At 67.3% G+C, this 22,531-nt stretch carries 24 protein-coding genes; 14 read left to right on the forward strand and 10 right to left on the reverse strand.

The genetic code is table 11. The annotated features are described in order from the left end of the window. The first annotated feature begins 98 nt into the window (after nt 1-98). Nucleotides 99-908 carry an alpha/beta fold hydrolase gene (locus ACFTSF_RS36120; RefSeq protein ID WP_380159551.1) on the forward strand — a complete coding sequence of 270 codons (810 nt, stop codon included), beginning with the start codon at nt 99-101 and terminating at the stop codon, nt 906-908. A 107-nt stretch (nt 909-1,015) separates the two neighbouring features. Here the strand turns inward: ACFTSF_RS36120 and ACFTSF_RS36125 are convergent, their stop codons facing one another. Continuing rightward, nucleotides 1,016-1,798: an IclR family transcriptional regulator C-terminal domain-containing protein gene (locus ACFTSF_RS36125; RefSeq protein WP_380159450.1), complete on the reverse strand. Its 783-nt coding sequence runs from the start codon at nt 1,796-1,798 to the stop codon at nt 1,016-1,018. A 64-nt stretch (nt 1,799-1,862) separates the two neighbouring features. Between ACFTSF_RS36125 and ACFTSF_RS36130 the strand changes: the two genes are divergently transcribed. From ACFTSF_RS36130 to ACFTSF_RS36155, 6 genes are read left to right on the forward strand one after another with little or no spacing between them, the layout of a single operon-like run. Next, the gene (locus ACFTSF_RS36130; protein WP_380159452.1) at nt 1,863-2,681 is read left to right on the forward strand and encodes a CoA transferase subunit A; all 819 of its coding nucleotides are present in this window, start codon (nt 1,863-1,865) and stop codon (nt 2,679-2,681) included. Then, the gene (locus tag ACFTSF_RS36135; protein ID WP_380159454.1) at nt 2,674-3,429 is read left to right on the forward strand and encodes a CoA-transferase subunit beta; all 756 of its coding nucleotides are present in this window, start codon (nt 2,674-2,676) and stop codon (nt 3,427-3,429) included. Before ACFTSF_RS36130 ends, ACFTSF_RS36135 begins: the two co-directional genes overlap by 8 nt. A 33-nt stretch (nt 3,430-3,462) precedes the next feature. Next, nucleotides 3,463-4,500: a maleylacetate reductase gene (locus tag ACFTSF_RS36140; protein WP_380159456.1), complete on the forward strand. Its 1,038-nt coding sequence runs from the start codon at nt 3,463-3,465 to the stop codon at nt 4,498-4,500. Further along, nucleotides 4,497-5,699, forward strand: a complete 1,203-nt coding sequence (locus ACFTSF_RS36145) for a thiolase family protein (RefSeq protein WP_380159457.1) — start codon at nt 4,497-4,499, stop codon at nt 5,697-5,699. Before ACFTSF_RS36140 ends, ACFTSF_RS36145 begins: the two co-directional genes overlap by 4 nt. An 11-nt stretch (nt 5,700-5,710) precedes the next feature. Beyond that, complete coding sequence (locus ACFTSF_RS36150) at nt 5,711-6,541, forward strand: intradiol ring-cleavage dioxygenase (protein WP_380159459.1); 831 nt, start codon at nt 5,711-5,713, stop codon at nt 6,539-6,541. Continuing rightward, the gene (locus ACFTSF_RS36155) at nt 6,538-8,268 is read left to right on the forward strand and encodes an FAD-dependent monooxygenase (RefSeq protein ID WP_380159461.1); all 1,731 of its coding nucleotides are present in this window, start codon (nt 6,538-6,540) and stop codon (nt 8,266-8,268) included. The genes ACFTSF_RS36150 and ACFTSF_RS36155 overlap by 4 nt, the downstream gene beginning before the upstream one ends. Here the strand turns inward: ACFTSF_RS36155 and ACFTSF_RS36160 are convergent. Then, nucleotides 8,257-8,445 carry a hypothetical protein gene (locus tag ACFTSF_RS36160; protein WP_344149354.1) on the reverse strand — a complete coding sequence of 63 codons (189 nt, stop codon included), beginning with the start codon at nt 8,443-8,445 and terminating at the stop codon, nt 8,257-8,259. The two genes, ACFTSF_RS36155 and ACFTSF_RS36160, sit on opposite strands and share 12 nt — an antisense overlap. Before the next feature lie 130 nt (nt 8,446-8,575). Beyond that, nucleotides 8,576-9,250, reverse strand: coding sequence for a TrmH family RNA methyltransferase (locus ACFTSF_RS36165; protein WP_380159463.1), 675 nt, complete (start codon nt 9,248-9,250; stop codon nt 8,576-8,578). Nucleotides 9,251-9,274: 24 nt separating this feature from the next. Here ACFTSF_RS36165 and ACFTSF_RS36170 point away from each other — a divergent pair, with 24 nt between their 5' ends. Continuing rightward, a complete protein-coding gene (locus ACFTSF_RS36170; RefSeq protein WP_380159465.1) occupies nt 9,275-9,967 on the forward strand; it encodes a DedA family protein in 693 nt (230 codons plus the stop codon). Here the strand turns inward: ACFTSF_RS36170 and ACFTSF_RS36175 are convergent, their stop codons facing one another. The 6 genes from ACFTSF_RS36175 to ACFTSF_RS36200 all read right to left on the reverse strand — a co-directional run bounded on the left by ACFTSF_RS36175 (nt 9,968) and on the right by ACFTSF_RS36200 (nt 16,459). Beyond that, a complete protein-coding gene (locus tag ACFTSF_RS36175) occupies nt 9,968-10,384 on the reverse strand; it encodes a hypothetical protein (RefSeq protein WP_380159467.1) in 417 nt (138 codons plus the stop codon). A gap of 99 nt (nt 10,385-10,483) precedes the next feature. After that, nucleotides 10,484-13,462 (reverse strand): BTAD domain-containing putative transcriptional regulator, encoded by a 2,979-nt coding sequence (locus ACFTSF_RS36180; RefSeq protein WP_380159469.1) that lies wholly within the window; start codon nt 13,460-13,462, stop codon nt 10,484-10,486. A gap of 243 nt (nt 13,463-13,705) precedes the next feature. Then, nucleotides 13,706-14,533 carry a LemA family protein gene (locus ACFTSF_RS36185; RefSeq protein WP_380159470.1) on the reverse strand — a complete coding sequence of 276 codons (828 nt, stop codon included), beginning with the start codon at nt 14,531-14,533 and terminating at the stop codon, nt 13,706-13,708. A gap of 44 nt (nt 14,534-14,577) precedes the next feature. Continuing rightward, nucleotides 14,578-15,273, reverse strand: a complete 696-nt coding sequence (locus ACFTSF_RS36190; RefSeq protein WP_380159472.1) for a hypothetical protein — start codon at nt 15,271-15,273, stop codon at nt 14,578-14,580. After that, a complete protein-coding gene (gene pyrE, locus ACFTSF_RS36195; protein ID WP_344149339.1) occupies nt 15,274-15,816 on the reverse strand; it encodes an orotate phosphoribosyltransferase in 543 nt (180 codons plus the stop codon). A gap of 22 nt (nt 15,817-15,838) precedes the next feature. After that, nucleotides 15,839-16,459 carry a class E sortase gene (locus ACFTSF_RS36200; RefSeq protein ID WP_380159474.1) on the reverse strand — a complete coding sequence of 207 codons (621 nt, stop codon included), beginning with the start codon at nt 16,457-16,459 and terminating at the stop codon, nt 15,839-15,841. Nucleotides 16,460-16,566: 107 nt separating this feature from the next. Here ACFTSF_RS36200 and tdh point away from each other — a divergent pair, with 107 nt between their 5' ends. The 6 genes from tdh to ACFTSF_RS36230 all read left to right on the forward strand — a co-directional run bounded on the left by tdh (nt 16,567) and on the right by ACFTSF_RS36230 (nt 21,552). Then, nucleotides 16,567-17,616: an L-threonine 3-dehydrogenase gene (tdh, locus tag ACFTSF_RS36205; RefSeq protein ID WP_344149335.1), complete on the forward strand. Its 1,050-nt coding sequence runs from the start codon at nt 16,567-16,569 to the stop codon at nt 17,614-17,616. Then, complete coding sequence (locus ACFTSF_RS36210) at nt 17,616-18,788, forward strand: glycine C-acetyltransferase (protein WP_380159476.1); 1,173 nt, start codon at nt 17,616-17,618, stop codon at nt 18,786-18,788. The genes tdh and ACFTSF_RS36210 overlap by 1 nt, the downstream gene beginning before the upstream one ends. A gap of 45 nt (nt 18,789-18,833) precedes the next feature. Then, nucleotides 18,834-19,109 (forward strand): ribbon-helix-helix protein, CopG family, encoded by a 276-nt coding sequence (locus ACFTSF_RS36215; RefSeq protein ID WP_380159478.1) that lies wholly within the window; start codon nt 18,834-18,836, stop codon nt 19,107-19,109. Beyond that, entirely contained in the window at nt 19,109-19,519 is a 411-nt protein-coding gene (locus ACFTSF_RS36220) for a type II toxin-antitoxin system VapC family toxin (protein WP_380159480.1), read from the forward strand. The genes ACFTSF_RS36215 and ACFTSF_RS36220 overlap by 1 nt, the downstream gene beginning before the upstream one ends. 60 nt (nt 19,520-19,579) lie before the next feature. Beyond that, nucleotides 19,580-20,665, forward strand: coding sequence for a winged helix DNA-binding domain-containing protein (locus ACFTSF_RS36225; protein ID WP_380159482.1), 1,086 nt, complete (start codon nt 19,580-19,582; stop codon nt 20,663-20,665). A gap of 62 nt (nt 20,666-20,727) precedes the next feature. Beyond that, complete coding sequence (locus ACFTSF_RS36230; RefSeq protein WP_380159484.1) at nt 20,728-21,552, forward strand: aldo/keto reductase; 825 nt, start codon at nt 20,728-20,730, stop codon at nt 21,550-21,552. On the opposite strand, the gene ACFTSF_RS36235 is transcribed toward ACFTSF_RS36230, so the two are convergent. Continuing rightward, a complete protein-coding gene (locus ACFTSF_RS36235) occupies nt 21,549-22,457 on the reverse strand; it encodes a LysR substrate-binding domain-containing protein (protein WP_380159486.1) in 909 nt (302 codons plus the stop codon). The genes ACFTSF_RS36230 and ACFTSF_RS36235 overlap by 4 nt on opposite strands. Between the last annotated feature and the right edge of the window lie 74 nt (nt 22,458-22,531).

Raw genomic sequence — 22,531 nt, forward strand, 5'->3', positions numbered from 1 at the left:
GAACAGACCCAGCTGCCAGAGCCTGTCGACGTCACGATCGACGGGGCGACATCGCGACGTACGTGCTGGGACCGGAGACGGCATCGCGGGGTGATGTCGTGCTGTGTCACGGCACGCCATGGTCCGCCGAGGTGTGGGGCGAAGTGGCTCTGTGGTTGAGCTCCAATCATCGGGTGTTCCTGTGGGACATGCCTGGCTACGGCCGCTCACCGAAGGACGTCGCGGTGCCGATCGACCTGCCCAGTCAGATGGGTCGGTTCGCGGCGTTGCTCTCGCACTGGGGCTTGGATCGGCCGCATGTCGTTGCCCACGACATCGGGGGTGCGGTGGCGCTCGGGGCTCATCTGATCCACGGTGCCGAGTACGCCGATCTGTTCCTCTGGGACGTTGTGACGCTCGACCCCTGGGGATCGCCGTTCTTCCGCTTGGTCGCGGAGCACTCCGGTGTGTTCGCTGAACTCCCCGGTGCGCTTCATACGGCACTGGTGAAGGAGTACATCGCAGGTGCGGCGGGTCACCGGCTGACAACCGCGTGGGTGGACGCGTTGACTCAGCCGTGGTTGGGGGCGACGGGACAACCGGCCTTCTACCGACAGATCGCCGTACTGCGCTCTGAACACACGCGACCGGTCGTAGAACAGTTGGCGAGTGTGCGCTGCCCGGTGCGCATCGGCTGGGGTGCCGACGACCCCTGGCTCCCAGTCAACCAAGCATTCGAGCTACAAGCCGTGCTTCCGGGGACTCCACAGGTGATCACGTTGGACGGCGTAGGACACCTCGCCCCGATCGAAGCCCCGGCGGCGGTATCCCAAGCCCTCACCGACTGGCTCACCCGACCCCCACGAAGCGCCGACGACGCGACCGATCGCCGCTCCCCCACCCCACCTCCCGCCCCATCTGGTGGGTAGACCCATCCGAGGGTGGGTTGGCCAATCGTAGGGAGGTTGGCCAACCCACCATCTGGTTGGCATACCCACCAGATGGGGTGGGGAGGGAGGGCTCGAGGGGTGGCGGGTTAGAGGTGGCCGCGGTGTTTTAGGGCTGTGGTGATTTGGGTGGCGGCGTGTAGGAGGTGGGGGAGGACTTCTTGGGCGAGGGAGTCGGGGGTGGAGCGGGAGGCGTGGGCGGAGACGTTGAGGGCGGCGATGGTGCGGCCGCGGGAGTTGTGGATGGGGGCGGCCAGGGAGCGTAGGCCTAGCTCTAGCTCTTGGTCGACCAGGGCGTAGCCGTCGGTGCGGGCTTGGTCGACTACCTCGCGGAGGGCTGTGGGGTTGGTGACTGTGCGGTCGGTGAGGGGCGCGGCCTGTACGTCGGACAGATACGCATCCAGGTCGGCTGGGGGGAGGCCGGCCAGGAGGACTCGGCCCATGGAGGTGGGGTAGGCGGGGAGGCGGGCGCCTACGCCGAGGGCGACGGTCATGATGCGGCTGGTGGGGACGCGGGCGACGTACACGATGTCCGGCAGGTCGAGGGTGGCGATCGAGCAGGACTCGCGGGTGATCGCGCTCAGCTCTTCCATGAAGGGGCCGGCTAGTTCGCCTAGGTCGAGTGAGGACAGGTAGGCCCAGCCGAGGGCTAGTACGCGCGGAGTCAGCGAGAACTGGCGGCCGTCGGTGCGGACGTAGCCGAGCTCCGACAGCGTCAGCAGGATCCGCCGGGCAGTCGCGGGCGTGATGCCGACCTCGCGGGCGACCTCGCTCAGGGTCAGGGCCGGCGCTTCGGCGGAGAAGGCGCGGATCACGGCGAGTCCACGCTCGAGACCCTGCAGGAAGGTGCCGCTGGACGCCTCACTAGCCATCGGTTACCCTACTTTTCGTTGAAAGAAGAACTTTTCGCTCAGCGAAATCATAGTGGAGCCGCGCATGCCACGTCCAGTTCCCCTCGACGAAGCGATAGCGACTCACGTCCACGACGGTGACACCGTCGCGCTCGAGGGCTTCACGCATCTGATCCCGTTCGCTGCTGCGCACGAGATCGCCCGGCAGGGCCGCCGGCACCTGAAGCTCGTGCGGATGACGCCGGACGTCGTCTACGACCAACTGATCGGCCTCGGCGTCGCGGACGAGCTTGTCTTCTCGTACGGCGGCAATCCGGGCGTCGGCTCGTTGCACCGCCTGCGTGATGCCGTGGAGAAGCACTGGCCGCACAAGCTGGTGGTCCACGAACACAGCCACGCCGGACTCGCCAACGCGTACGTCGCCGGTGCCGCCCGACTGCCTTTCGCCGTACTGCGGGGATATCGCGGTACCGACCTGGAGGAGCAGAGCGACATCATCAGCCGGGTCACCTGTCCGTTCACCGGCGAGGAGTTGGCCGCGGTGAAGGCGGTGAACCCGGATGTGACCGTCATCCACGCTCAGCTCGCCGACCGCGACGGCAACGTGATGCTGTGGGGACTGACCGGCGTACAACGCGAAGCGGTTCTCGCGGCCGACCGGGCGATTGTCACGGTCGAGGAGATCGTCGACGAGTTCCCGGAACGGACCGGTGCCGTGGTGCTGCCGGAGTGGGTGCTGAAGGCGGTGAGCGTCGTACCGGGTGGGGCCTGGCCGTCCTACGCGCTCGGCTATTCGACCAGGGACAACGACTTCTACCAGCAGTGGGATGTGGTGTCGCGGGATCGCAACGCCTTCCTCGCCTGGGCCAAGGAGAACGGACTGGAGGCGGCTGCCGATGTCTGAGAACTGGAACAGCGCGGACATGATGAACGTCGCCGCCGCCCGCGAACTGCATGACGGGGACGTGTGCCTGGTCGGGGTCGGCCCGCCCAACCTCGCGGCGAACCTGGCCCGGCACACGCATGCGCCGGACTGCCGTCTGGTCTACGAATCGGGCGCGATCGATGCGAAGCCGCGTCGGCTGCCGCTGTCGATCGGGGACGACGACCTGGCCGCGACTGCGACCTCGGTGGTGTCGGTGCCGGAGATGTTCAACTACTGGGTCGGTGCCGGGCGCATCGACGTCGGGTTTCTCGGGGCCGCGCAGATCGACCGGTTCGGGAACATCAACACGACGGTGATCGGCGACCACGACAACCCGAAGACGCGGCTGCCGGGTGCGGGCGGGGCACCGGAGATCGCGGCCAACGCGGGTCGGGTGATCGTGATCGTGAAGCAGTCGCTGCGGACGTTTGTCGAGCGGCTCGACTTCGTGACGAGCGTTGGCTACGGGCCGACTGGTCGCGAGCGAGAGGCGCCCGGAGCCGGGCCGACGCTGGTGATCACCGACCATGGCGTCCTCGAGCCGGACCCGGAGACCAACGAGCTGACGATGACCCGGCTGCATCCAGGCGTCACCGTGGAGCAGGCGCGCGCGGTCACCGGCTGGGACCTGAAAGTTGCCGACGGCATCCAAATCGTCCCCGCTCCTACCGAGACCGAGCTGGACGTCCTGCGTCGGTTGCGCGCCCGCGAGGTTATCGATGCCTAAGGCAACTGAGCATCGCGAGTGGGGTGGTTGGGAATGACCGAGTCGTTCGTTCACACCTCGTACGCGAGCCGGGTGATCTTCGGCCCGGGAACGCTCGAGCAGGTGGCCGCCGAGGTCGAGCTGCTAGGCGTACGACGGGCGCTCGTGATCGCGACCGGATCGGCGCAGCAGGCGGCTGACGTGGTCGAGGAAGCGTTGAAGGAACGATTCGCCGGACGCATCGACGGTGTCCGGCAGCACGTACCGACCGAGGTCGCCGAGGCGGCCCGCACCACAGCACGCGAGGTTGAAGCCGACGGGATTGTGGCGATCGGCGGCGGGTCGGCGATCGGTTTGGCCAAGGCGATCGCGCTGACAGGAGACGTGACGATCCTGGCGGTGCCGACCACGTATGCCGGGTCCGAGATGACGCCGGTGTGGGGCGAGACGAGCGGTGGCAGCAAGACCACCGGCACCGACGTGGGGGTGCTGCCGAAGACGGTGGTGTACGACCCGATGCTGACTCTCCAGCTCCCGCTGCACACCACGGCCGCGAGTGTGGCGAATGCGCTCGCGCATTGTGTGGAGGCGGTGTGGACGGAGAAGGCGAACCCGATCACCGAGACAACCGCAGTACAAGCCACGAAGGCGTTGGCGGACGGTTTACGGGAGGTGCTGCGCGCGCCTACAGAGATAGGTGCTCGGGGTGAGCTGCTCTTTGGGGCTTGCCTGGCTGGATCGGCGCTCGCGTCGGCCGGCACCGGCGTGCACCACAAGCTGTGTCATCTGCTCGGCGGCACCTACAACCTGCCGCACGCCGAGACGCACGCGGCCGTGCTCCCCCAGGTCGCCCGGGTGAAAGCCGCCGAAGTACCGAGAGCCAAAGCCCGCCTGGAAGAAGCGCTCCAGACCGACGACCTGGCAACCGGCCTGTTCGACCTGTTCAAAGCAGCGAACATCCCGACGAGCCTCCAAGTGCTCGGGCTGACAAGGGAGCAGGCCGCAGAGGCTGCCGACCGCTTCCCAGGTGACGTGGAAGAGATCCTCACCAGAGCGTGGGCCGGCATCAGACCCGAAGGAGCAGAGCGATGAGATCCGCCTACCTGCTGGACGCCGTTCGCACCCCGGTCGGCAAGCTCGGCGGCGCGTTGTCCGGCGCCCGCCCCGACGACCTCGCCGCCGTCACCCTCCAAGAGCTGGCCAACCGAACCAACCTAGACCCGGCCGACCTCGACGACGTCTTCCTCGGCAACGCGAACGGTGCCGGCGAAGAGAACCGCGATGTCGCAAGGATGGCTGCGCTGCTGGCCGGCTTCCCGACCAGCGTCCCCGGTACGACGGTCAATCGGCTCTGCGGGTCCGGTCTCGAAGCCGCGATCCAGGCCGCCCGCGCAGTCGAAACGGGCGACGCGAGTCTGGTGATCGCCGGTGGCGTGGAATCGATGAGTCGCGCACCCTGGGTGCTCCCGAAGCCCGACCGCGCATTCCCGCACGGCAGTCTCCAAGCCGAGTCGACTTCACTCGGCTGGCGGTTCATCAACCCGCGGATGCCGAAGGAGTGGACAGTCTCACTCGGTGAGGCGACTGAGCAACTCGCCGAGAAGTACAACATCACCCGCGAAGCCCAGGATCTGTTCGCCCTGGAGAGTCACGAGAAGGCCGCCAAGGCCTGGGCCGCCGGTGTCTTCGACGACGAGGTGCTCCCGTGGGACCGCCTCACTGCGATCCTCCCGAAGAACCACACGCCGCTGACCCGCGACGAGTCGATTCGCGACGGCAGTACCCCGGAGCAGCTGGCGAAACTGAAGCCCGCCTTCCGCGACGACGGCACGGTCACCGCCGGCAACGCATCCACGCTGAACGATGGGGCATCCGCCGTACTGATCGGTGACGAAGCAACCGCGGCCAAGCTCGACCTGAACCCCATGGCAAGGATTGTCAGCCGGGCGGTGCATGCCGTGGAGCCGCAGTACTTCGGGATCGGCCCGGTCGAGGCGGCCAACAAGGCGTTGGCCAAGGCGGGCATCGGCTGGAGCGATCTCACCCTGGTTGAGCTCAACGAGGCATACGCCGCGCAGAGCCTGGCGTGCCTCGGTCAGTGGCCCGACCTCGACCGCACCAAGGTCAACGTGAACGGCGGAGCGATCGCCCTCGGACATCCCCTGGGTAGCTCCGGTACGCGCATTCTCACCACCCTCGCGCACGAGTTGAAGCGGCGCGGCGGCGGCTACGGACTGGCCACTCTCTGCATCGGCGTCGGGCAGGGGCTGGCGATGGTGATCGAAGCCTGAAAGGCACAGGAATGGACCTGCAAGGAGAAGACCTGACGGACGCGGTAGTGGCCAGCTTCGACGGAAGCCTGGAGCCGCGGACCAAAGAGGTACTGAGTGCGCTCGTGCGGCATCTGCACGCGTTCGCGCGCGAGGTTCACCTCACCGAGGACGAGTACTTCCTCGCCATCGACTTCCTCACCCGCACCGGCCAGATCTCCACCGGGACCAGACAGGAGTTCGTGCTCCTGGCCGACGTCCTCGGACTGTCCATGCTGACCGTCGGCCTCGGCAATCCGAAGACCAGTGGCGCCACCGAGTCGACGGTGTTCGGTCCGTTCTTCGTCGAAGGCTCGCCCGAGGTGAAGAACGGCGACGACCTCGCGAACGGCGCTCCCGGCGTACCGTGCCTGGTCAGCGGCCGGGTCCTCAACACCAAGGGTGAGCCGATAGCGAACGCCAGAGTCGAGACCTGGCAGGCCGACGAGGACGGCTTCTACGACGTCCAGAAGGAAGGTCTGACGGCACCGCAGAACCGCGGCCACCTGACAACCGATGCCGACGGCAACTATTCGTTCTGGGCGGTGAAACCGGTCGCGTACCCGATCCCGGTCGACGGACCGGTCGGTGAGCTGCTCCGCGCCGGTGGTCGCGGCTGGATGCGGCCAGCGCACATCCACTTCATGGTCACCGCCCCCGGCTACCACCGGCTCATCACGCACGTCTTCGAGAACGGCGACCCGTACCTCAACCAGGACGCCGTCTTCGGTGTCAAGGACTCCCTCGTCACCGACTTCACCGAACACCCCGATGGCCACTACTCCGTCACCTACGACCTGGTACTCGCTGAGGAGTCGCAATGATCACCACCGACGTCCTGATCGTCGGCAGTGGCCCGGCGGGTGGGGCCACCTCGCTGTTCCTGTCGTCCTACGGCATCGACAACATCGTGCTCACCCGCTACGGCTGGACCGCCAACACGCCGCGCGCCCACATCACCAACCAGCGCACGATCGAACTGATGCGCGACATGGGCATCGAGGACCAGATCACCGGCAAGGGCACCGCGCATCACCTGATGGGCCAGACTGCCTTCTGCACCAGCCTTGCCGGTGAGGAGATCGGCCGGATCCGCACGTGGGGCACGCATCCGCGCCGGCTCGCCGACTACACCGAAGCGAGCCCGAGTCTGCCGGTAGATCTTCCGCAGACTCTCTTCGAACCGATCCTCATCAGTACGGCGGCCTCCCGCGGCGCGCGCGTCCGGTTCGACACCGAGTACCTGTCACTCGAGCAGGACGACGACGGCGTCACGGCGACTGTCCGCGACCGGTTGAGCAACGAGACGTACCAGATCAGAGCGAAGTACCTGATCGGCGCGGATGGCGGCCGCAGCAAGGTCGCACAGGACATCGGCCTACCGCTAGCCGGTGCGATGGATATCGAAGGCTCGATGAACATCGTCTTCGAAGCCGACCTGTCCAAGTACGTCGCGCATCGGCCGAGCGTCCTCTACTGGGTACTGCAGCCGGGTGCGCAGATCGGCGGTATCGGCGCCGGCCTGATCCGGATGGTCCGCCCGTGGACCGAATGGCTGATCGTCTGGGGCTACGACATCACCCAGCCGCCGCCCGTGGTGGACGAGGCGATGGCGACCGAGATCGTGCACAACCTGGTGGGTGACGACACGATCGACGTGAAGCTGAAGAGCACCTCGGTGTGGAGCGTGAACCACATGTACGCCGAGAAGGCGTCGTCCGGACGCGTGTTCTGTATGGGGGACGCGATCCACCGGCATCCGCCGAGCAACGGCCTTGGCTCCAACACGTCGATTCAGGACGCGTACAACCTGGCCTGGAAGCTCGCCCTCGTCCTCAAGGGCCAGGCAGCACCGTCTTTGCTCGCCACGTACGACGAAGAGCGGACGCCGATCGCCAAGCAGATCGTGGACCGGGCGAACAAGAGCCGCACCCAGTTCGGTCAGATCTTCAAGGCACTGGGGATGACCCCGGACGCACCGGTCGGCCGAACCATCGAGTCCCGCAAGGACGACACCCCCGAAGGCGCCGCACAGCGCGAAGAACTCCGGACCGCGATCGAGCTCAAGGACTACGAGTTCAACGCACACGGCGTCGAACTGGGTCAGCGGTACCAGTCGGCCGCGGTCGTCACCGACGGTACGCCGGAACCGCCGTACGACCGTGATCCCGAGTTGTACTACCACCCGACCACCTGGCCGGGTGCACGCATTCCGCACTGCTGGCTGACCCGCGGATCCGACACCGTCAGCACCCTCGACGTGGTCGGCAAAGGCCGGTTCACCCTGCTCACCGGGATCGGTGGCGAGGCCTGGGTCAAGGCCGCACTCTCGGTCGCCGAACATCTCGGCGTACCGATCGAGCCCTTCGTGATCGGCCCCGGCCGTGAACTCGAGGACCTGTACGGCGATTGGTCGCGGGTGCGCGAGATCCCGGACAACGGGTGCCTGCTGGTCCGCCCGGACGCACACATCGCCTACCGCGCGTCCGAGCTACCTGCCGATCCCACCGAGACCCTGCAACAGGCCGTGCAGCAACTGCTAGGCCGCTGACGTCTGAGCGGCCTCGCGGAGAATCTGCTCCAGGATCGCCGAGATCTCCGCGGTCTCGGCGTCCAGCAACGTGATCAGCGCAACCCGCGACGACTCCGAGCGCGCCTCCAGAGCGGCCGCGCTCAGAGCGCGCACCGTCCCCAACTCGTGGATCAGTTCGTCCCACAGTGAACTCATCTACATCCCCTGTTTTCCCGTCACAAACCCAGTCGGCGCGCGTGAGGGCGCGCCGCCCCACCCGAGGGGCTGACTTTGGTCGAGAAGCCTCACTTCTGTCAGAGGAACAACGGCGCGGCACCCAGTTGGGTTACGCGTCAGGTATCGATTGGCCGAACGTGTGCCGCCGGATCCAGCCGTGCATGGCGATCGCGGCGGCCGCGCTGGCGTTGATCGAGCGGGTCGATCCGAACTGCGCGATCGACAACACCGCCGTACAGATCTTGTGCGCCTCGTCGGTCAGCCCCGGCCCTTCCTGCCCGAACAGCAGCACGCAACCGGCCGGCAGGTCGTAGGTCTCCAGCGGTACCGAGCCCGGCAGGTTGTCGATACCGATCACCGGCAGCTCACGCTCTGCCGCATACGTCGCGAGGTCCGAGAGCTGCGGGTGGTGTCGGACATGCTGGTAGCGGTCGGTGACCATGGCACCACGCCGGTTCCACTTCCGGTTACCGACAATGTGGACCTCTGCGGCGAGGAAGGCGTTCGCTGTGCGGACGACCGAACCGATATTCAGGTCGTGCTGCCAGTTCTCGATCGCGACGTGGAACGGGTTCCGCTGCCGGTCGAGGTCCTCGACGATCGCCTCCAGCCGCCAGTACCGGTACTTGTCGACCACGTTGCGCCGATCACCACCGGAGAGCAACTCCGGGTCGAGCCGCGGGTCGTCCGGGTGGTCGCCGACCCACGGGCCGACGCCGACCTCAGAAGGGCCGACCACGTCGGTCCCGCGGAGATCCTTCTCATCACGATTGAGCTCCTGCACAGGTTGGGACGCTACCCTGTGCGCGTGCTTGTACAACTCGCGATGCTGATGCCGGACTGGATGGACCCCGAGTGGCTGCTCCGGTGGCTGGGCGATTGGGCCCTCTGGGGCACGCTCCTGGTCATCTTCATCGAGTGCGGGGTGCTGTTCCCGATCCTGCCCGGTGACTCGCTGCTGTTCGCGGTCGGCCTGTTCATCGCGCGCGGCACCATCGACGTCCCGCTCTGGCTGGCCTGCGTGCTGCTGACCGCCGCGGCGTTCCTGGGCAACGTGTCCGGCTACTACATCGGCCGAGTGCTCGGGACCTCGTTGTTCACCAACCCGAACGCGAGGTTCCTGAAGCCGAAGTACATCGTGCAGACGCACGAGTTCTTCGAGCGCTACGGACCGCGGGCGCTGGTGCTGGCCCGGTTCGTGCCGATCGTGCGTACCTTCATCACGATCGTGGCCGGCGCCGGCAAGATGGACCCGAAGAAGTTCTTCCTCTGGACCGGTATCGGCGCGATCATCTGGGCCCCCGGCATCACCCTGCTCGGGCACGCGCTGGGCAACGTGGAGTTCATCCACGCCCACCTCGAGTCAGCGCTGATCCTGCTGGTGCTCGTCTCGCTGATCCCGATGTTCGTCGAGGTCTTCCTGGCCCGCCGCCGCAAGAAGAAGGCGGGCGACGGCGAGGCGAAGCACGTGGCTCCGAAGCACGCCGCCCACCAGGACTGATTACTGCCCGAACGGGAAGACCGGGTCGGACCAGATCCAGTCCGTGCTCACCTCACTGAGCACGGCAGTGGCGACCGGACCGTCGATCAGCGGGCCGACCACCTGACCGGAGCCGAGTGCACAAGCCACTCGGATCCGGTCTGCCGCCTGGTACCAGACCAGCGCCCCCCGTGGCGCCGTCCCTTCGTGCAGAAGGGCGTGGTGGTCGAGCCATTTCACCGCGTCGGCCGCGTCCTGCCAGCCGCTGTCCTGCGCGTATCCGAAAGCCATTCGCTGGAACTTCAACGGCCAGTCCTGCCAGGCCGTCGAGCCCAGTCGTTCCAACTGCCAGTTCAACGCCGCCTCGGTGTCCCGCGGGTTCGTCACCCGGCCGGGAATCCGGCGCTCCACAACAACATCCCCCCAGGCCATAGGCATCCCCCGATCCCCGTGTAACCGCCGGCCCGTGTTGCCGTGGCATGACAAATACTCGCGCGCGCCGATACAGCCGCCGTACATTGCACCGCTGTACGGCGATCAGCCCGCGGCAGCGTCGTTTTCGAACGCGGCCAGCTCGCGGCGGCAGGCGGTGGCGCGGGCGTCGTGTCCGGCCTGCTGCCAGACCCGCGCGGCCCGGTCGAACGTCCGGCGGGCCCAGTCCAGGTTGCCGGTCTGGAGGTAGAGCCGGCCGAGGTGTTGCGCGGCCTGGCCCTCGACACTGCGATCGCCCAACCGGCGACCGATCTCCATCGAGTCCAGCAGCATCTTGCGGGCGGCGGCCAGTTCGCCGCACTTCATCAGCGCATGCCCGAGATCGGCCCGCGCCCAGGCCGCACAGTGGTCGTCGCCCAGGCTGGTGAAGGTGTTCAGCGAGTGCCGCAACTGCCGGACCGCCTGGTAGTGGCGGCCCTGGTGGATCCGCAGCTCCGCGATCCGCCGCCGTACCTTGGCCACGCGGTGCGCGTCAGCCAGCCGCACGCCGAGCAGGAACGACTCGGCCAGGTAGCGCCCAGCCGTGACGGTGTCGTCGCGGGCCAGCCAGATCGACGACGCCGCGGTCCGTGCGACCGCTTCGCCGTTCGCGTTGCCGACCTCCATGAAGGCTTCGATCGCCTTCTCGTACTGCGCGAGGCTTTCGTCGGGCCGGCCGCGTTCGCGCAGCCAGGTACCGAGGCCGACCGCGCTGATGCCGTCACCAAACCGGTCCCCGACCTCGGCGAAGATCGTCGCCGCCTGGTCGAGGTGATGCGCGGCCGTGTCCCAGTCGTCCTGGTAGATCCCCAGCTGACCGAGGTTGCGATGCATGATCGCCTCACCCCAGCGGTCGCCGGACTCGATCGCGCTCTGCAGTCCCTGCCGGTGCGACTCACCCCAGTCGTCGAACCCGGCCCGCATGTCGAGGTACGGGCCCCAGGCCGCCGCGATCCGCCACGCGTACTCGTGCAAACCGTTCTGGGCCGCGGCCCGGATCGCGGGCACGAACGTACTGCGTTCGCTGTCGAACCACGCGATCGCATCGGTCTCGGTGAACGGCGCCGGATCCGGTGACGTCAACGGACCGGTGTGCTCCAGTACGCCGAAGTACTCGACCGCGAGCGCGTTGTTCGCCCGCCGGATCTTGTTCAGGATCGCGTCGACGACCGTCGCCACGTCCTTGACCGCATCGGCCTGCTGGCCCTCGTCGCCGACCCCGATCGCGTGCAGCCGCAACAGGTCGTGCATCCGGTAGCGCGCCGTACCGCGGTGGTCGACTGAACTGATTCGGACCAGATTGACCTCGATCAGCCGGTCCAGGCTGCGGCGCACCGAGGCTGGTGACGCGATCGCCTCCAGGGCTCGCGCGGAGAAGACGCCGACCGCGAAGTGGCCGATCAGCCGGTACAGCCGGGCCTCTTCCGGGCTCAGCGAGTCGTAGCTCAGGTCAGCGCTGGTCCGGACGGCGAGCTCGCCGATACTCAGCTCGTCCAGGCGCGAACTCTCGTCCCGCAGCCGCCGGGCGAGCTCACCCGGGCTCAGGTCGGGGCGCTGGGCCAAGCGGCTGCCGACGATCCGGATCGCGAGCGGCAGGTTTCCACAGGCAGCGAGAATCTCTTCGGCGGCGGAGGTTGTCCGGTCGACTCGTCCTGGACCAGCCACGGACTCCAGCAGCGCGACCGCCTCGCCGTCGTCGAAGGTGTCCAGAGGCAGGCTGTCCGCGCCGGCCAGGTCCGCCAGCCGGTTGCGGCTCGTCACGACCACGGCCGACGCCCCGGTGCCCGGCATCAATGGCGTGACCTGACCGGCGGTGGCAACGTCGTCGAGGATGATCAGTACCCGACGGCTGGCCAGCTCGGACCGCAGCATCGCCGAACGGCGCTCCGGGTCGGTGGGGATCGCGTAGTCGGGCAGGTTGAGGCTGAGCAGCAGATCGGTCAGCGCAGCCGCCGGATCACGCGGCTGCGTCGCGCCATGCATGTCGAGGTAGATCTGTCCGTCCGGGAAGGAGTCCCGGACCATGTGGCCCAGTCGAACCGCCAGCGACGTCTTACCCGTCCCCGGCGCACCCGAGACGACTGCGATCGGCGGCCGGACCGGGTCGCGACCGCAGACCAGGTCGCGGAGCTGGTCCAGGTGGTCCTCGCGACCGCTGAAGTCGGGCAGGTCGAGCGGTAGCTGGCTCGGCGGGCGCAGCGGGTCCGTGAGCTCCGGGGCCGCCATCGGTCCTGGAGGTGTCTCGGCGCGCTCCGGCGTCTTCAAAGCCGCGGGGATGCCTGGGTTCGGCCAGTTGGCGGAGCGGCCGTTCTCGGCACGCGCTCCGGCCGCCTCGAGCTCGGGGCCGGGCTTGATATCCAGCTCGTCGGCGAGCGTCTGAACAGCCTTCCCGTACGCCGCTCGCGCCTCCCCGACCCGACCGGCCGCGAGCAGCGCATCCACGAGTCGCCGCCACAGCTGTTCGTCGTACGGGTCGTCGGTGAGCCGGGCACTGAGTAGTACGGCGGCGCCGCTGGCATCGCCGTACTGGAGTCGCAGGTCGAGCAGGCTGTCGACGAGGCCGCGGTGCTGAGCCTCGAGCCGGTTGAGCGAGCCCTCCCAAGCGGCCGGGATGATCAGGTCCTCCAGCGGGCGGCCGCGCCAGAGCGCGTAGGCCCGGGACAGCACCTGCATGGCCTGACGTCCGTCACCGGCGTCCTTCAGGTGACCGCCCTCGGCGAGGAGCGATTCGAACAGGCTCGCATCGAGCTCGTCGACGCCGACCTCGATGCTGTAGCCGGCTGCCGACGTGTCGATCGAGGCCGGCAGTCCGGCGTCCTCCAGCACACTCCGCAGAGCGCGGACGTAGGTGCGGATGTTCGCCGTCGCGGAGCGTGGTGGGGTGCTCTCCCAGAGTGCGTCCGCGATCAGGTCGGTGGAGACGAAACGGTTCGGGTGGAGGAGCAGGGTGGCCAGCAGTTGCCGCGGTTTCGCGGCCTTGAGCGGCTGCCCCTGGACGTCATTGAGGCGCAGAGATCCAAGGATCCCGTACCTCGGACTGTCCACGCGCCTACCTCTCCACTCTCGAACCGCCCCATCGTGGCATCCCGCCGTACCGCGCGGGAAGCCCGATGTACGCCGGATGTATCTCACTCGGGCACTGTTGACACAGGTACCGGGGGGAGGCAGGGACTGGGGCACGGCGACCGACCGCCGCCGCGCCCCGATCCCAGCACCGGCGTGGAGTTCGGGATCGGGGGTCCCGAATCACGGGGACCCGGTGCCTAGGAGTGTCCGCCAGGCACTCCGTCAGTGGCCGCCGGTGAAGGGTGGCTGTCCGTCCTGCGGGCTGGGGGAACCCGCAGGCGGGCCGCCCACCGGCGGTCCCTGAGGAGCGCCGTACGGCGGCTGCCCGGGCACCTGCTGCTGTGGCTGATTCTGGGGCGGGTACTGCTGCTGCGGCTGCTGGTAGCCGCCCTGGTCACCCGGCATCTGCGGGTGGATCTGGCCCGAGGACTGCGCGCCCGGCTGCATCTGCGGCGGCGCCTGCTCACCGGCCACCGAGCCGATCGTCCCGAACGAGACCTGCGGAACCGCCCGGACCGCCTCGTCCTTCACCTCGAAGTAGCCGGCCTTCACGAACTTGAACGCGCCCGCGACGATATTCGACGGGACGGACTCGACCCGGGTGTTGTAGTCGCCGACGTTCGCGTTGTAGAACCGGCGGCCTGCCGCGATCCGGTCCTCGGTGTCGGTCAGCTCGCGCTGCAGACCGAGGAAGTTCTGGTTGGACTGCAGCTGCGGGTAGGCCTCGACCGAGATCATCATCTGCCGCAGCGCGCCCGACAGCTCACCCTCGGCGGCGGCCCGCTGCTCCGGGCTCGCGCCCTGGACGTTCACCGCCTGCGAGCGCAGCCGGGCGACCTCCTCGAACACGTGCCGCTCGTGCGCGGCGTACGCCCGGACGGTCTCGACCAGGTTGGGGATCAGGTCGTACCGGCGGTGTAGCTCGACATCGATCTGCCGCCAGGATTCCTGGATCAGGTTCCGCTGCTTCACGAACCGGTTGTACGACGCGATCAGGGCGATGCCCAGAATCAGGACGATCACCACGATCGCGATGATGACAAACGTCATTGCCTTGCTCCCGAGTGTTGGCGATGCTGGCCAAGACTCTATGCCTATCGCGGTTCTACTCCGGCGTAGTCGCGCCACACGTACGGCGGAACCTGCCCGGCTACCTGCTCGAGCAGCTGCAGGCGGCGCAGAACCTCGGTCGGGTCGTGCGGACCGCCGTCCCAGCCGACCAGCGAGTTGCCTTCGATCCGCCAGCCGATCTCGCCGCGCGCCAGCAGCAGCTCCATCATCTGCGGATGCACCACGGCGTGGCCGAAGCGCTCGTCGTTCGCCTTCACGCGGAACGCGCGGTTGAACTGCTCGCTCTCGAACTGCAGGTCGCGGAAGCCGAGCGCGTTCGCGACCGCTCCGCCGAAGATCCCCTCGTGGGTGACCTCCAGATGCGGCAACGCCCCCGGCAACTGCAGGACGACCACGCCGAACTTGTGGGTGGTGGTCCGGCGCTGGCCTTTCCCGTTCGAGCTGTGCGTCTGATAGCTGTAGTCGAAGGCAACCATCTGGTGCCCGTTGAACAGCCCGGTCAGAACGTTCTTCACCGACCAGTTGTCACCGGTCCGGAACGGCGTCCCCTGCCAGTTGTGGGCCAAGGCGTTGTTGTACGGCGCGTACGACCAGCCGTACTGAGCTGCGAATCCGGCGAACAGTTCCCGGCGCTTCTTTGCCTGGTACAGGCTGAACCAGATGATCCCGCCTGCGATGAGAACGCAGAGAACGACCAGCAGTACAGGTCCGACGTTCATTTACAGCCCCAGGTCGTCGAGACCGAACACGGCCAGGTACTCCAGGCCCTCCGACTCCACCTTCTCCTTGGCGCCGGTCGCCCGGTCCACGATGACCGCCACCGCGACCACCTCGGCCCCGGCCTCGCGCAGCGCCTCGACCGCGGTCAGCACCGAACCGCCAGTGGTGGAGGTGTCCTCGACCGCGAGCACCCGGCGACCCTTGACGTCCGGGCCCTCGATCCGGCGCTGCAGGCCGTGTGTCTTCTCCGCCTTGCGCACCACGAATGCATCCAGCGTCCGGCCCTGCTGAGCCGCCGCATGCAGCATCGACATCGCCACGGGGTCCGCACCGAGCGTGAGTCCGCCGACTGCGTCGTACTCGATGTCCTTGGTCAGCTCGAGCATCGCCGGGCCGATCAACGGCGCCGCAGCCGCATCCAGCGTGATCCGGCGCAGGTCGACGTAGTAGTCGGCTTCCTTGCCCGACGCCAGCGTCACCTTGCCGTGCACGACAGCCTTGGTCTTGACCTGCTCCAGCAATGCGTCCCGGTCGTAGCTCATGAGGCTTGAGCTTAGAACAGCGTCAGCTCTTCTTGCTGACGTGGACCAGTTGGCCGAAGGCGACCGAGCGGTCGGGTGAGTGGAACAGGTCCTGACAGGTGGTCAGCGTGATGATCGACTTGGTCGCCGTCTCCTGCGGTTTGCCGGGGACCGGTTCGAGAACCCAGTTGTCGGCCGGTTTCACGGTCAGGTCGCGCGGCGAACCGTCCAGCTCGTAGGTGTAGATCGCGTCGCTGGTCTCGACGATCACCTGGTCGCCCTTGCGCAACTCGAGCAGCTTGCGGAACGGCGAACCGTGCGTGACGCGGTGCCCGGCGATCGCGAAATTCCCCGGCTGACCGGGCAGCTGCGTCTGCGGGTAATGCCCGATCCCGCGCGCGAGCTCACCTTTACCGACACCTTCGATGACCGGCTTCTCCCACTTCTCGCCGAACTTCGGGATCCGGATCAGTACGACGGGATCGCCCTCGGCCGGTTTGGTCGGCGCGGGCTTCTTCCACTGCTCACGCAGCGAGTTCTCCGCCTCACCCATCTGCTGGTTCGAGGTGATCCCGGTTCCGAAGTACTGCCACCCCACCCAGCCGAGCAGGCCCACGCCCGCCACGAGCAGGACAATCCCCAGCCCTCTGATCACGCCCCGCATGCCGACAAGTATGCAGTTCAACTGCAAAGGCTGTGTACGACGTGTCGATGGACGCGGGTGGTTGCCCGGGACGACGATGTTTTCGTCCCGATGACGGAGGTACTGCGGTGAAGGCGCTGGTGAAGGCCGAGGCGAAGCCCGGTCTGTGGTTGCAGGATGTTCCGGAGCCCAAGATCGAGGCCGACGAGGTCCTGATCAAGGTGCTGCGGACGGGGTTGTGCGGCACCGACCTGCACATCCAGAGCTGGGACTCGTGGGCCCAGAAGAACGTGCCGGTACCGATGGTGACCGGGCACGAGTTCGTCGGCGAGGTCGTCGAGATCGGGGTCGGCGTCCGCGACGTCGCGGTCGGTGACCTGGTCAGCGGCGAGGGTCACCTCGTCTGCGGCCGCTGCCGCAACTGCCGCGCCGGCCGCCGCCACCTCTGCATCAAGACGCGCGGTCTGGGCGTCCATGTCGCCGGGGCCTTCGCCGAGTACGTCGCTCTGCCGGCCGGGAACGCGTGGGTTCACAAGGACCCGGTCGATCTCGACGTCGCCGCGGTCTTCGATCCGTTCGGGAACGCCGTACACACTGCTTTGTCGTTCCCGCTGGTCGGCGAGGACGTGCTGATCACCGGCGCCGGGCCGATCGGCGTGATGGCCGCGGCCGTCGCACTGCACGCCGGGGCGCGGAACGTGGTGATCACGGACCTTTCGGAGTACCGGCTCGATCTCGCCCGGAAGATCGGCGTCACCCGGGCGGTCAACATCGGCTCGGAGACGATCGCCGAGGCGCAGTCGAGTCTCGGGATGCGCGAAGGGTTCGACGTCGGGATGGAGATGTCCGGGCAGCCCGCCGCGCTGCGCGACATGCTCGCGAACATGAACCACGGCGGCAAGATCGCGATGCTCGGCCTGCCGGCCGACGAGATCGCGATCGACTGGAGCACCGTCGTACTGAACATGCTGACCATCAAGGGTATCTACGGCCGGGAGATGTTCGAGACCTGGTACTCGATGTCGGTGATGCTCGAACGCGGCCTGGACCTGACCCCGGTGATCACCCACCGCTTCGGGTACGGCGACTTCGAGCAGGCCTTCGACGTCGCGCGGGCAGGTCAGTGCGGCAAGGTGATCATGGACTGGACGAGCGAGACGCTGGAGGAGAAGCACTGATGTTCGGGCAGATGCGGGACGATCTCAAGACCACGATCGGCGAGATCCGGGAGGCCGGGCTGTACAAGTCCGAGCGGGTGATCACCTCACCCCAGCAGTCTCTGATCTCCGTTGCCAGCGGCAACGAGGTGCTGAACTTCTGCGCGAACAACTACCTCGGACTGTCGGATCACCCGGAGGTCGTCGCGGCGGCCAAGGACGCCCTCGACCGGTGGGGGTTCGGCCTGTCCTCGGTGCGCTTCATCTGCGGTACCCAGCAGATCCACAAAGACCTGGAAGGTGCCCTGAGCAACTTCCTTGGCACCGAGGACACCATCCTCTACAGCTCCTGCTTCGACGCCAACGGCGGCCTCTTCGAGACCCTGCTCGGCGCCGAGGACGCGATCATCTCCGACGAGCTCAACCACGCCAGCATCATCGACGGCATCCGCCTGTCCAAGGCCAAGCGCTACCGCTACAAGAACCGCGACATGGCCGACCTGGAAGCCCAGCTCAAGGACGCCGCCGACGCCCGCTACCGCCTGATCGCCACCGACGGCGTGTTCTCCATGGACGGCTACCTGGCCCCCCTCGACGAGATCTGCGACCTCGCCGAGCGCTACGACGCCCTCGTCATGGTCGACGACTCCCACGCCGTAGGTTTCGTAGGCCCCGACGGCGCCGGCACGCCTTCCCTGTTCGGCGTCAAGGACCGCGTAGACATCGTCACCGGCACCCTCGGCAAAGCCCTAGGCGGCGCCTCCGGCGGCTACGTCTCAGCCCGCCGCGAAATCGTCGAACTCCTCCGCCAGCGGTCCCGCCCCTACCTCTTCTCCAACTCCCTGGCCCCCTCAGTCACCGCAGCCTCCCTCAAGGCCCTCGAACTGATCGCCACCTCCACCGCCCTCCGCGACCAACTCAACGCCAACACAGCCCTCTTCCGCGCCAAAATGACCGAGGCCGGCTTCGACATCCTCCCCGGCACCCACCCCATCACCCCGGTCATGATCGGCGACGCCGCCCAAGCCGCCGTACTAGCCGAAAAACTCCTGGCCCTGGGCATCTACGTCATCGCCTTCTCCTACCCGGTCGTCCCCCACGGCAAGGCCAGAATCCGAGTCCAGTTGTCAGCCGCCCACTCCACCGAAGACGTGGAGAAGGCCATCGCCGCCTTCGTGGAAGCCCGCGACTGATCTGCCTTGGTACCACGCATGGTACTTTCGCGGTACCATGCGTGAATGGCGATGAACTTGAGACTCAGCCCCGAGGTCGCGTCGGCTCTCCAGGCCGAGTCGGAGCGCACCGGCAAGTCACAGCAGGAGATCATCCGGGAGGCTGTCGCCCGGCACCTCCACCTGGTCGGGCGCGAAGCTCCGCTCTCCGATCGTGAGCAGGCCCGGGCATCAGGTCTGGTCCGCCCAGCGCGCGTTCCATACCGGAAGGTGACACCCACCCTCCGCCTGCCGAAGGGTGTGACCACCCTCGATCTGCTGGATCGAGAGGACCGCGTCTGATGCATGTGTACGTCGACAGCAGCGCACTCCTGAAGCGAGTGTTCGCCGAACAAGAGTCCGCCGAGTTGCTCAGCTTTCTCGATGGGCATTACCAGCAGGACGACGTACTGGCGACCTCATCCCTCGGCCTGGTCGAGGTGTCGCGCTCTGTACTGTCACGCGCCAGGACGCCGATCGCCGCCGGTGATCTGATCGACGAGGCGATGTCCGGTATCGACGAACGCCCGATGACCGCGGACGTCGTCAGCGTCGCACGACGCGTCGAGCCGCTCATCCTGCGTAGCCTCGACGCCATTCACCTCGCCACCGCCGTCCTGATCGATGCCGATGTCGTCGTCACCTACGACGATCGGCTTGCCGATGCCTGCCGCCGCAACTCCCTCGCAGTCGCAATGCCTGGTCGCGACTGACACCCGCTCTCCACTGTCCTGTCCCAAGACTTTGTCGGTGGGGTGGGGGACTATGCGGGGATGGTGGTTTTGAGTGGGCGGGCGGTGGGGCGGGCGACCTTGGCTCGGCAGATGTTGGTGGGGCGGGCTGAGGTGCCGGTGGTTGAGGCTGTGGGGCGGTTGGTGGGGATGCAGGGGCAGGAGGCCAAGCATCCGTACGTCGGGTTGTGGTCTCGGGTGGTTGGGTTTGCGGAGGGGGATCTCGATCGGGCGGTTGCCGATCGGGAGGTTGTGCGCGGGACCTTGTTTCGGGGGACTTTGCATTTGGTGACTGCTGCCGACTACCTGCGGTTTCGAGCGACTGTGGCTCCGGTGTTGGAGGCGGGGTTGCGGATGTTGAAGGAGCGGGCGGAGGGGATGGATCCGGTCGCGGTAGTAGCGGCGGCGGAGCGGATTCTGAAGAAGGAGCCGCTGACGTTCACCGAGGTGCGGGATGCCTTGCAGGCGGAGTTCCCCGCGGTGAATGAGCGGGCGCTGGGGTTCTGTACGCGGATGATGGTGCCGCTGGTGGTGTATCCGACCGGCGTCCGGTGGGGGTGGCCGGCCAATGCGCGGTTCACGCCGGCCGAGGCGTGGCTCGGGAAGAAGCTGCACCGCAAGGAAGAGCAGGGCGAGCTCATCGTCCGGTACCTGCAGGCGTTCGGTCCCGCGACACCGGCCGACTTCCAGACATGGTCCGGCCTATCAAAAGCCAAGCCGGTGTTCGACAGCCTCGATCTCGAGGTCTTCACCGACGACAACGGCAAGACCTTGTACGACGTACCGGACGCCCCGCGCCCTGATCCGGACACCGCGGTTCCGGTCCGGTTCCTGCCGGAGTTCGACAATCTCCTGCTGGCGCACGCGAAGCGGGAGCGGATCATCGCCGACGCGCATCGGCCGGCGGTGTTCACGAAGAACCTGCGGGTGAAGGCGACGTACACGGTGGACGGACTGGTCGCGGGGCTGTGGACGACGGAGAAGAAGCGTGGTGTGGCGACTCTCACGCTGACTCCGTTCGGGCGGTTGCTGAAGCGGGATCGGGTCGAGCTGGAGCGGGAGGGGACCGCATTGCTGGGGTTCCTGGAGCCCGATGCGAAGACCTACGAGGTGGTTACGGGCAGTTGATGAGGTTGTTGTCACACATCAGATGACTGGGCCAGAACCCGTCGGCCCGGTGAAATGGATGGATGAACACAGTCCCCTCCATCACTCTGGACAACGGCGTCGAGATCCCGCAGCTGGGCCTGGGGGTCTGGCAGGTCGAGGACGCGATCACGGCCGACGTGGTCAGCGCGGCCTTCGAGGCGGGTTACCGCCACATCGACACCGCCGCGGCGTACAACAACGAGCCCGGTGTCGGCCGGGCGATCGCGGCCAGCGGCATCCCGCGCGACGACCTGTTCATCACCACGAAGCTGCAGAACGACGACCAGGGCTACGACTCCACCCTGGCCGCCTTCGACGCCAGCCTGGAACGGCTCGGCCTCGAGTACGTCGACCTGTACCTGATCCACTGGCAGTGCCTCAAGAAGGACAAGTACGTCGACACCTGGAAGGCGTTCGAGCAGTTGTACGCCGACAAGCGCATCCGCGCGATCGGCGTATCGAACTTCCACGAGCCCGCCCTGCGACGGATCTTCGACGAGACCACGATCCGGCCGGCGGTGAACCAGATCGAGCTGCACCCGGCGCTCCCGCAGGACGAGCTGCGCGCGTTCAACGCCGAGAACGACATCATCACCCAGGCCTGGAGCCCGCTCGCGTCCGGTGAGCTGCTCGGCGACACCACGCTGAAGGCGCTCGGCGACAAGCACGGCAAGTCGCCGACTCAGGTGATGATCCGCTGGCACCTGCAGCTGGGCAACGTGGTGATCCCGAAGTCGAAGACGGTCAGCCGGATCCAGGAGAACATCGCGGTGTTCGACTTCCAGCTCGACAACGACGACATGGCCGCGATCGCCGATCTCGAGACCGGCGTCCGCACCGGCGGCGACCCCGACACCCTCGGCTAAATCAGCTCCAAGAACCGCGCAAGCACCGGGGACCGGTTGTCCGGCGACCAGGCGACGGACAGTTGCCACGGTGGTAGGTCGTCGGACAACTCGCGGTACACGACCGCGTCCGGGTTCGACGGTGGCGTCGGCCCGATCAGCAACGAGACGCCCAGCCCGGCCGCGACCAGCGAAACGATCGTCTGTACGTCGGCCGCCACCTGCTCGATCCTTGGCGTGAACCCGACCGCCCGGCAGAACCCGAGCAGGGTGTCGTGGACGACGGGCCCACTCGGTCGGCTGTAGAACACGAACGGCTCCTCGGCCAGCTCAGTCAGCCGCAGCCGCTTCCGCCGAGCCAGCCGGTGCCCCGCAGGCAGCACCACGACCACCGGATCCGACGACACCACCCGCGACTCCAGATCGGGTGCCAAGCGAACAACAGCGATCCGCGTCGACGGCGCCCCGACGGCCGGAGCGTTCGGACGCATCAGCCCCACGTCGATCCGCCCGTCGCGCAACGCCTCCGTCTGCCGCAACGTCGTCACCGACTCCAGCTCGAGAACAACTTCCGGGTACGCCGCCCGGAACGCCCCGAGCAACCGCGGCAGCGCCTCGAATGTCGCCGACTGCACAAACCACAGCCGCAATGTCCCGAGCTCACCACGCTGCGTCCGCTGCGCCGCCCGGACCGCCTCATCCGACCGCCGCAGCAGGTCCTGCGCCTCCGCCAGGAATGTCGCCCCGGCCGCGGTCAGCACGAACCGCTTCCGCACTCGCGCGAACAGCTCCACCCCGAGATCCCGCTCGAGCGCCGCGATCTGCCGGCTCAGCGAGGGCTGGGTGAGATGCAGCCGCACCGCCGCGCGCCCGACGTTCAGCTCCTCGGCCACCACCACGAACGACCGCAACTGCCGTAGCTCCATCCCTAGATCATGCACCATGCACATCAACTAAGCGAAGAACTTTCATTGGACGTATCAATGCTCAGTTCTTACCG

This window comes from Kribbella sp. NPDC056951, from assembly GCF_042674205.1.
In the GTDB taxonomy this organism is placed as follows: domain Bacteria; phylum Actinomycetota; class Actinomycetes; order Propionibacteriales; family Kribbellaceae; genus Kribbella; species Kribbella yunnanensis.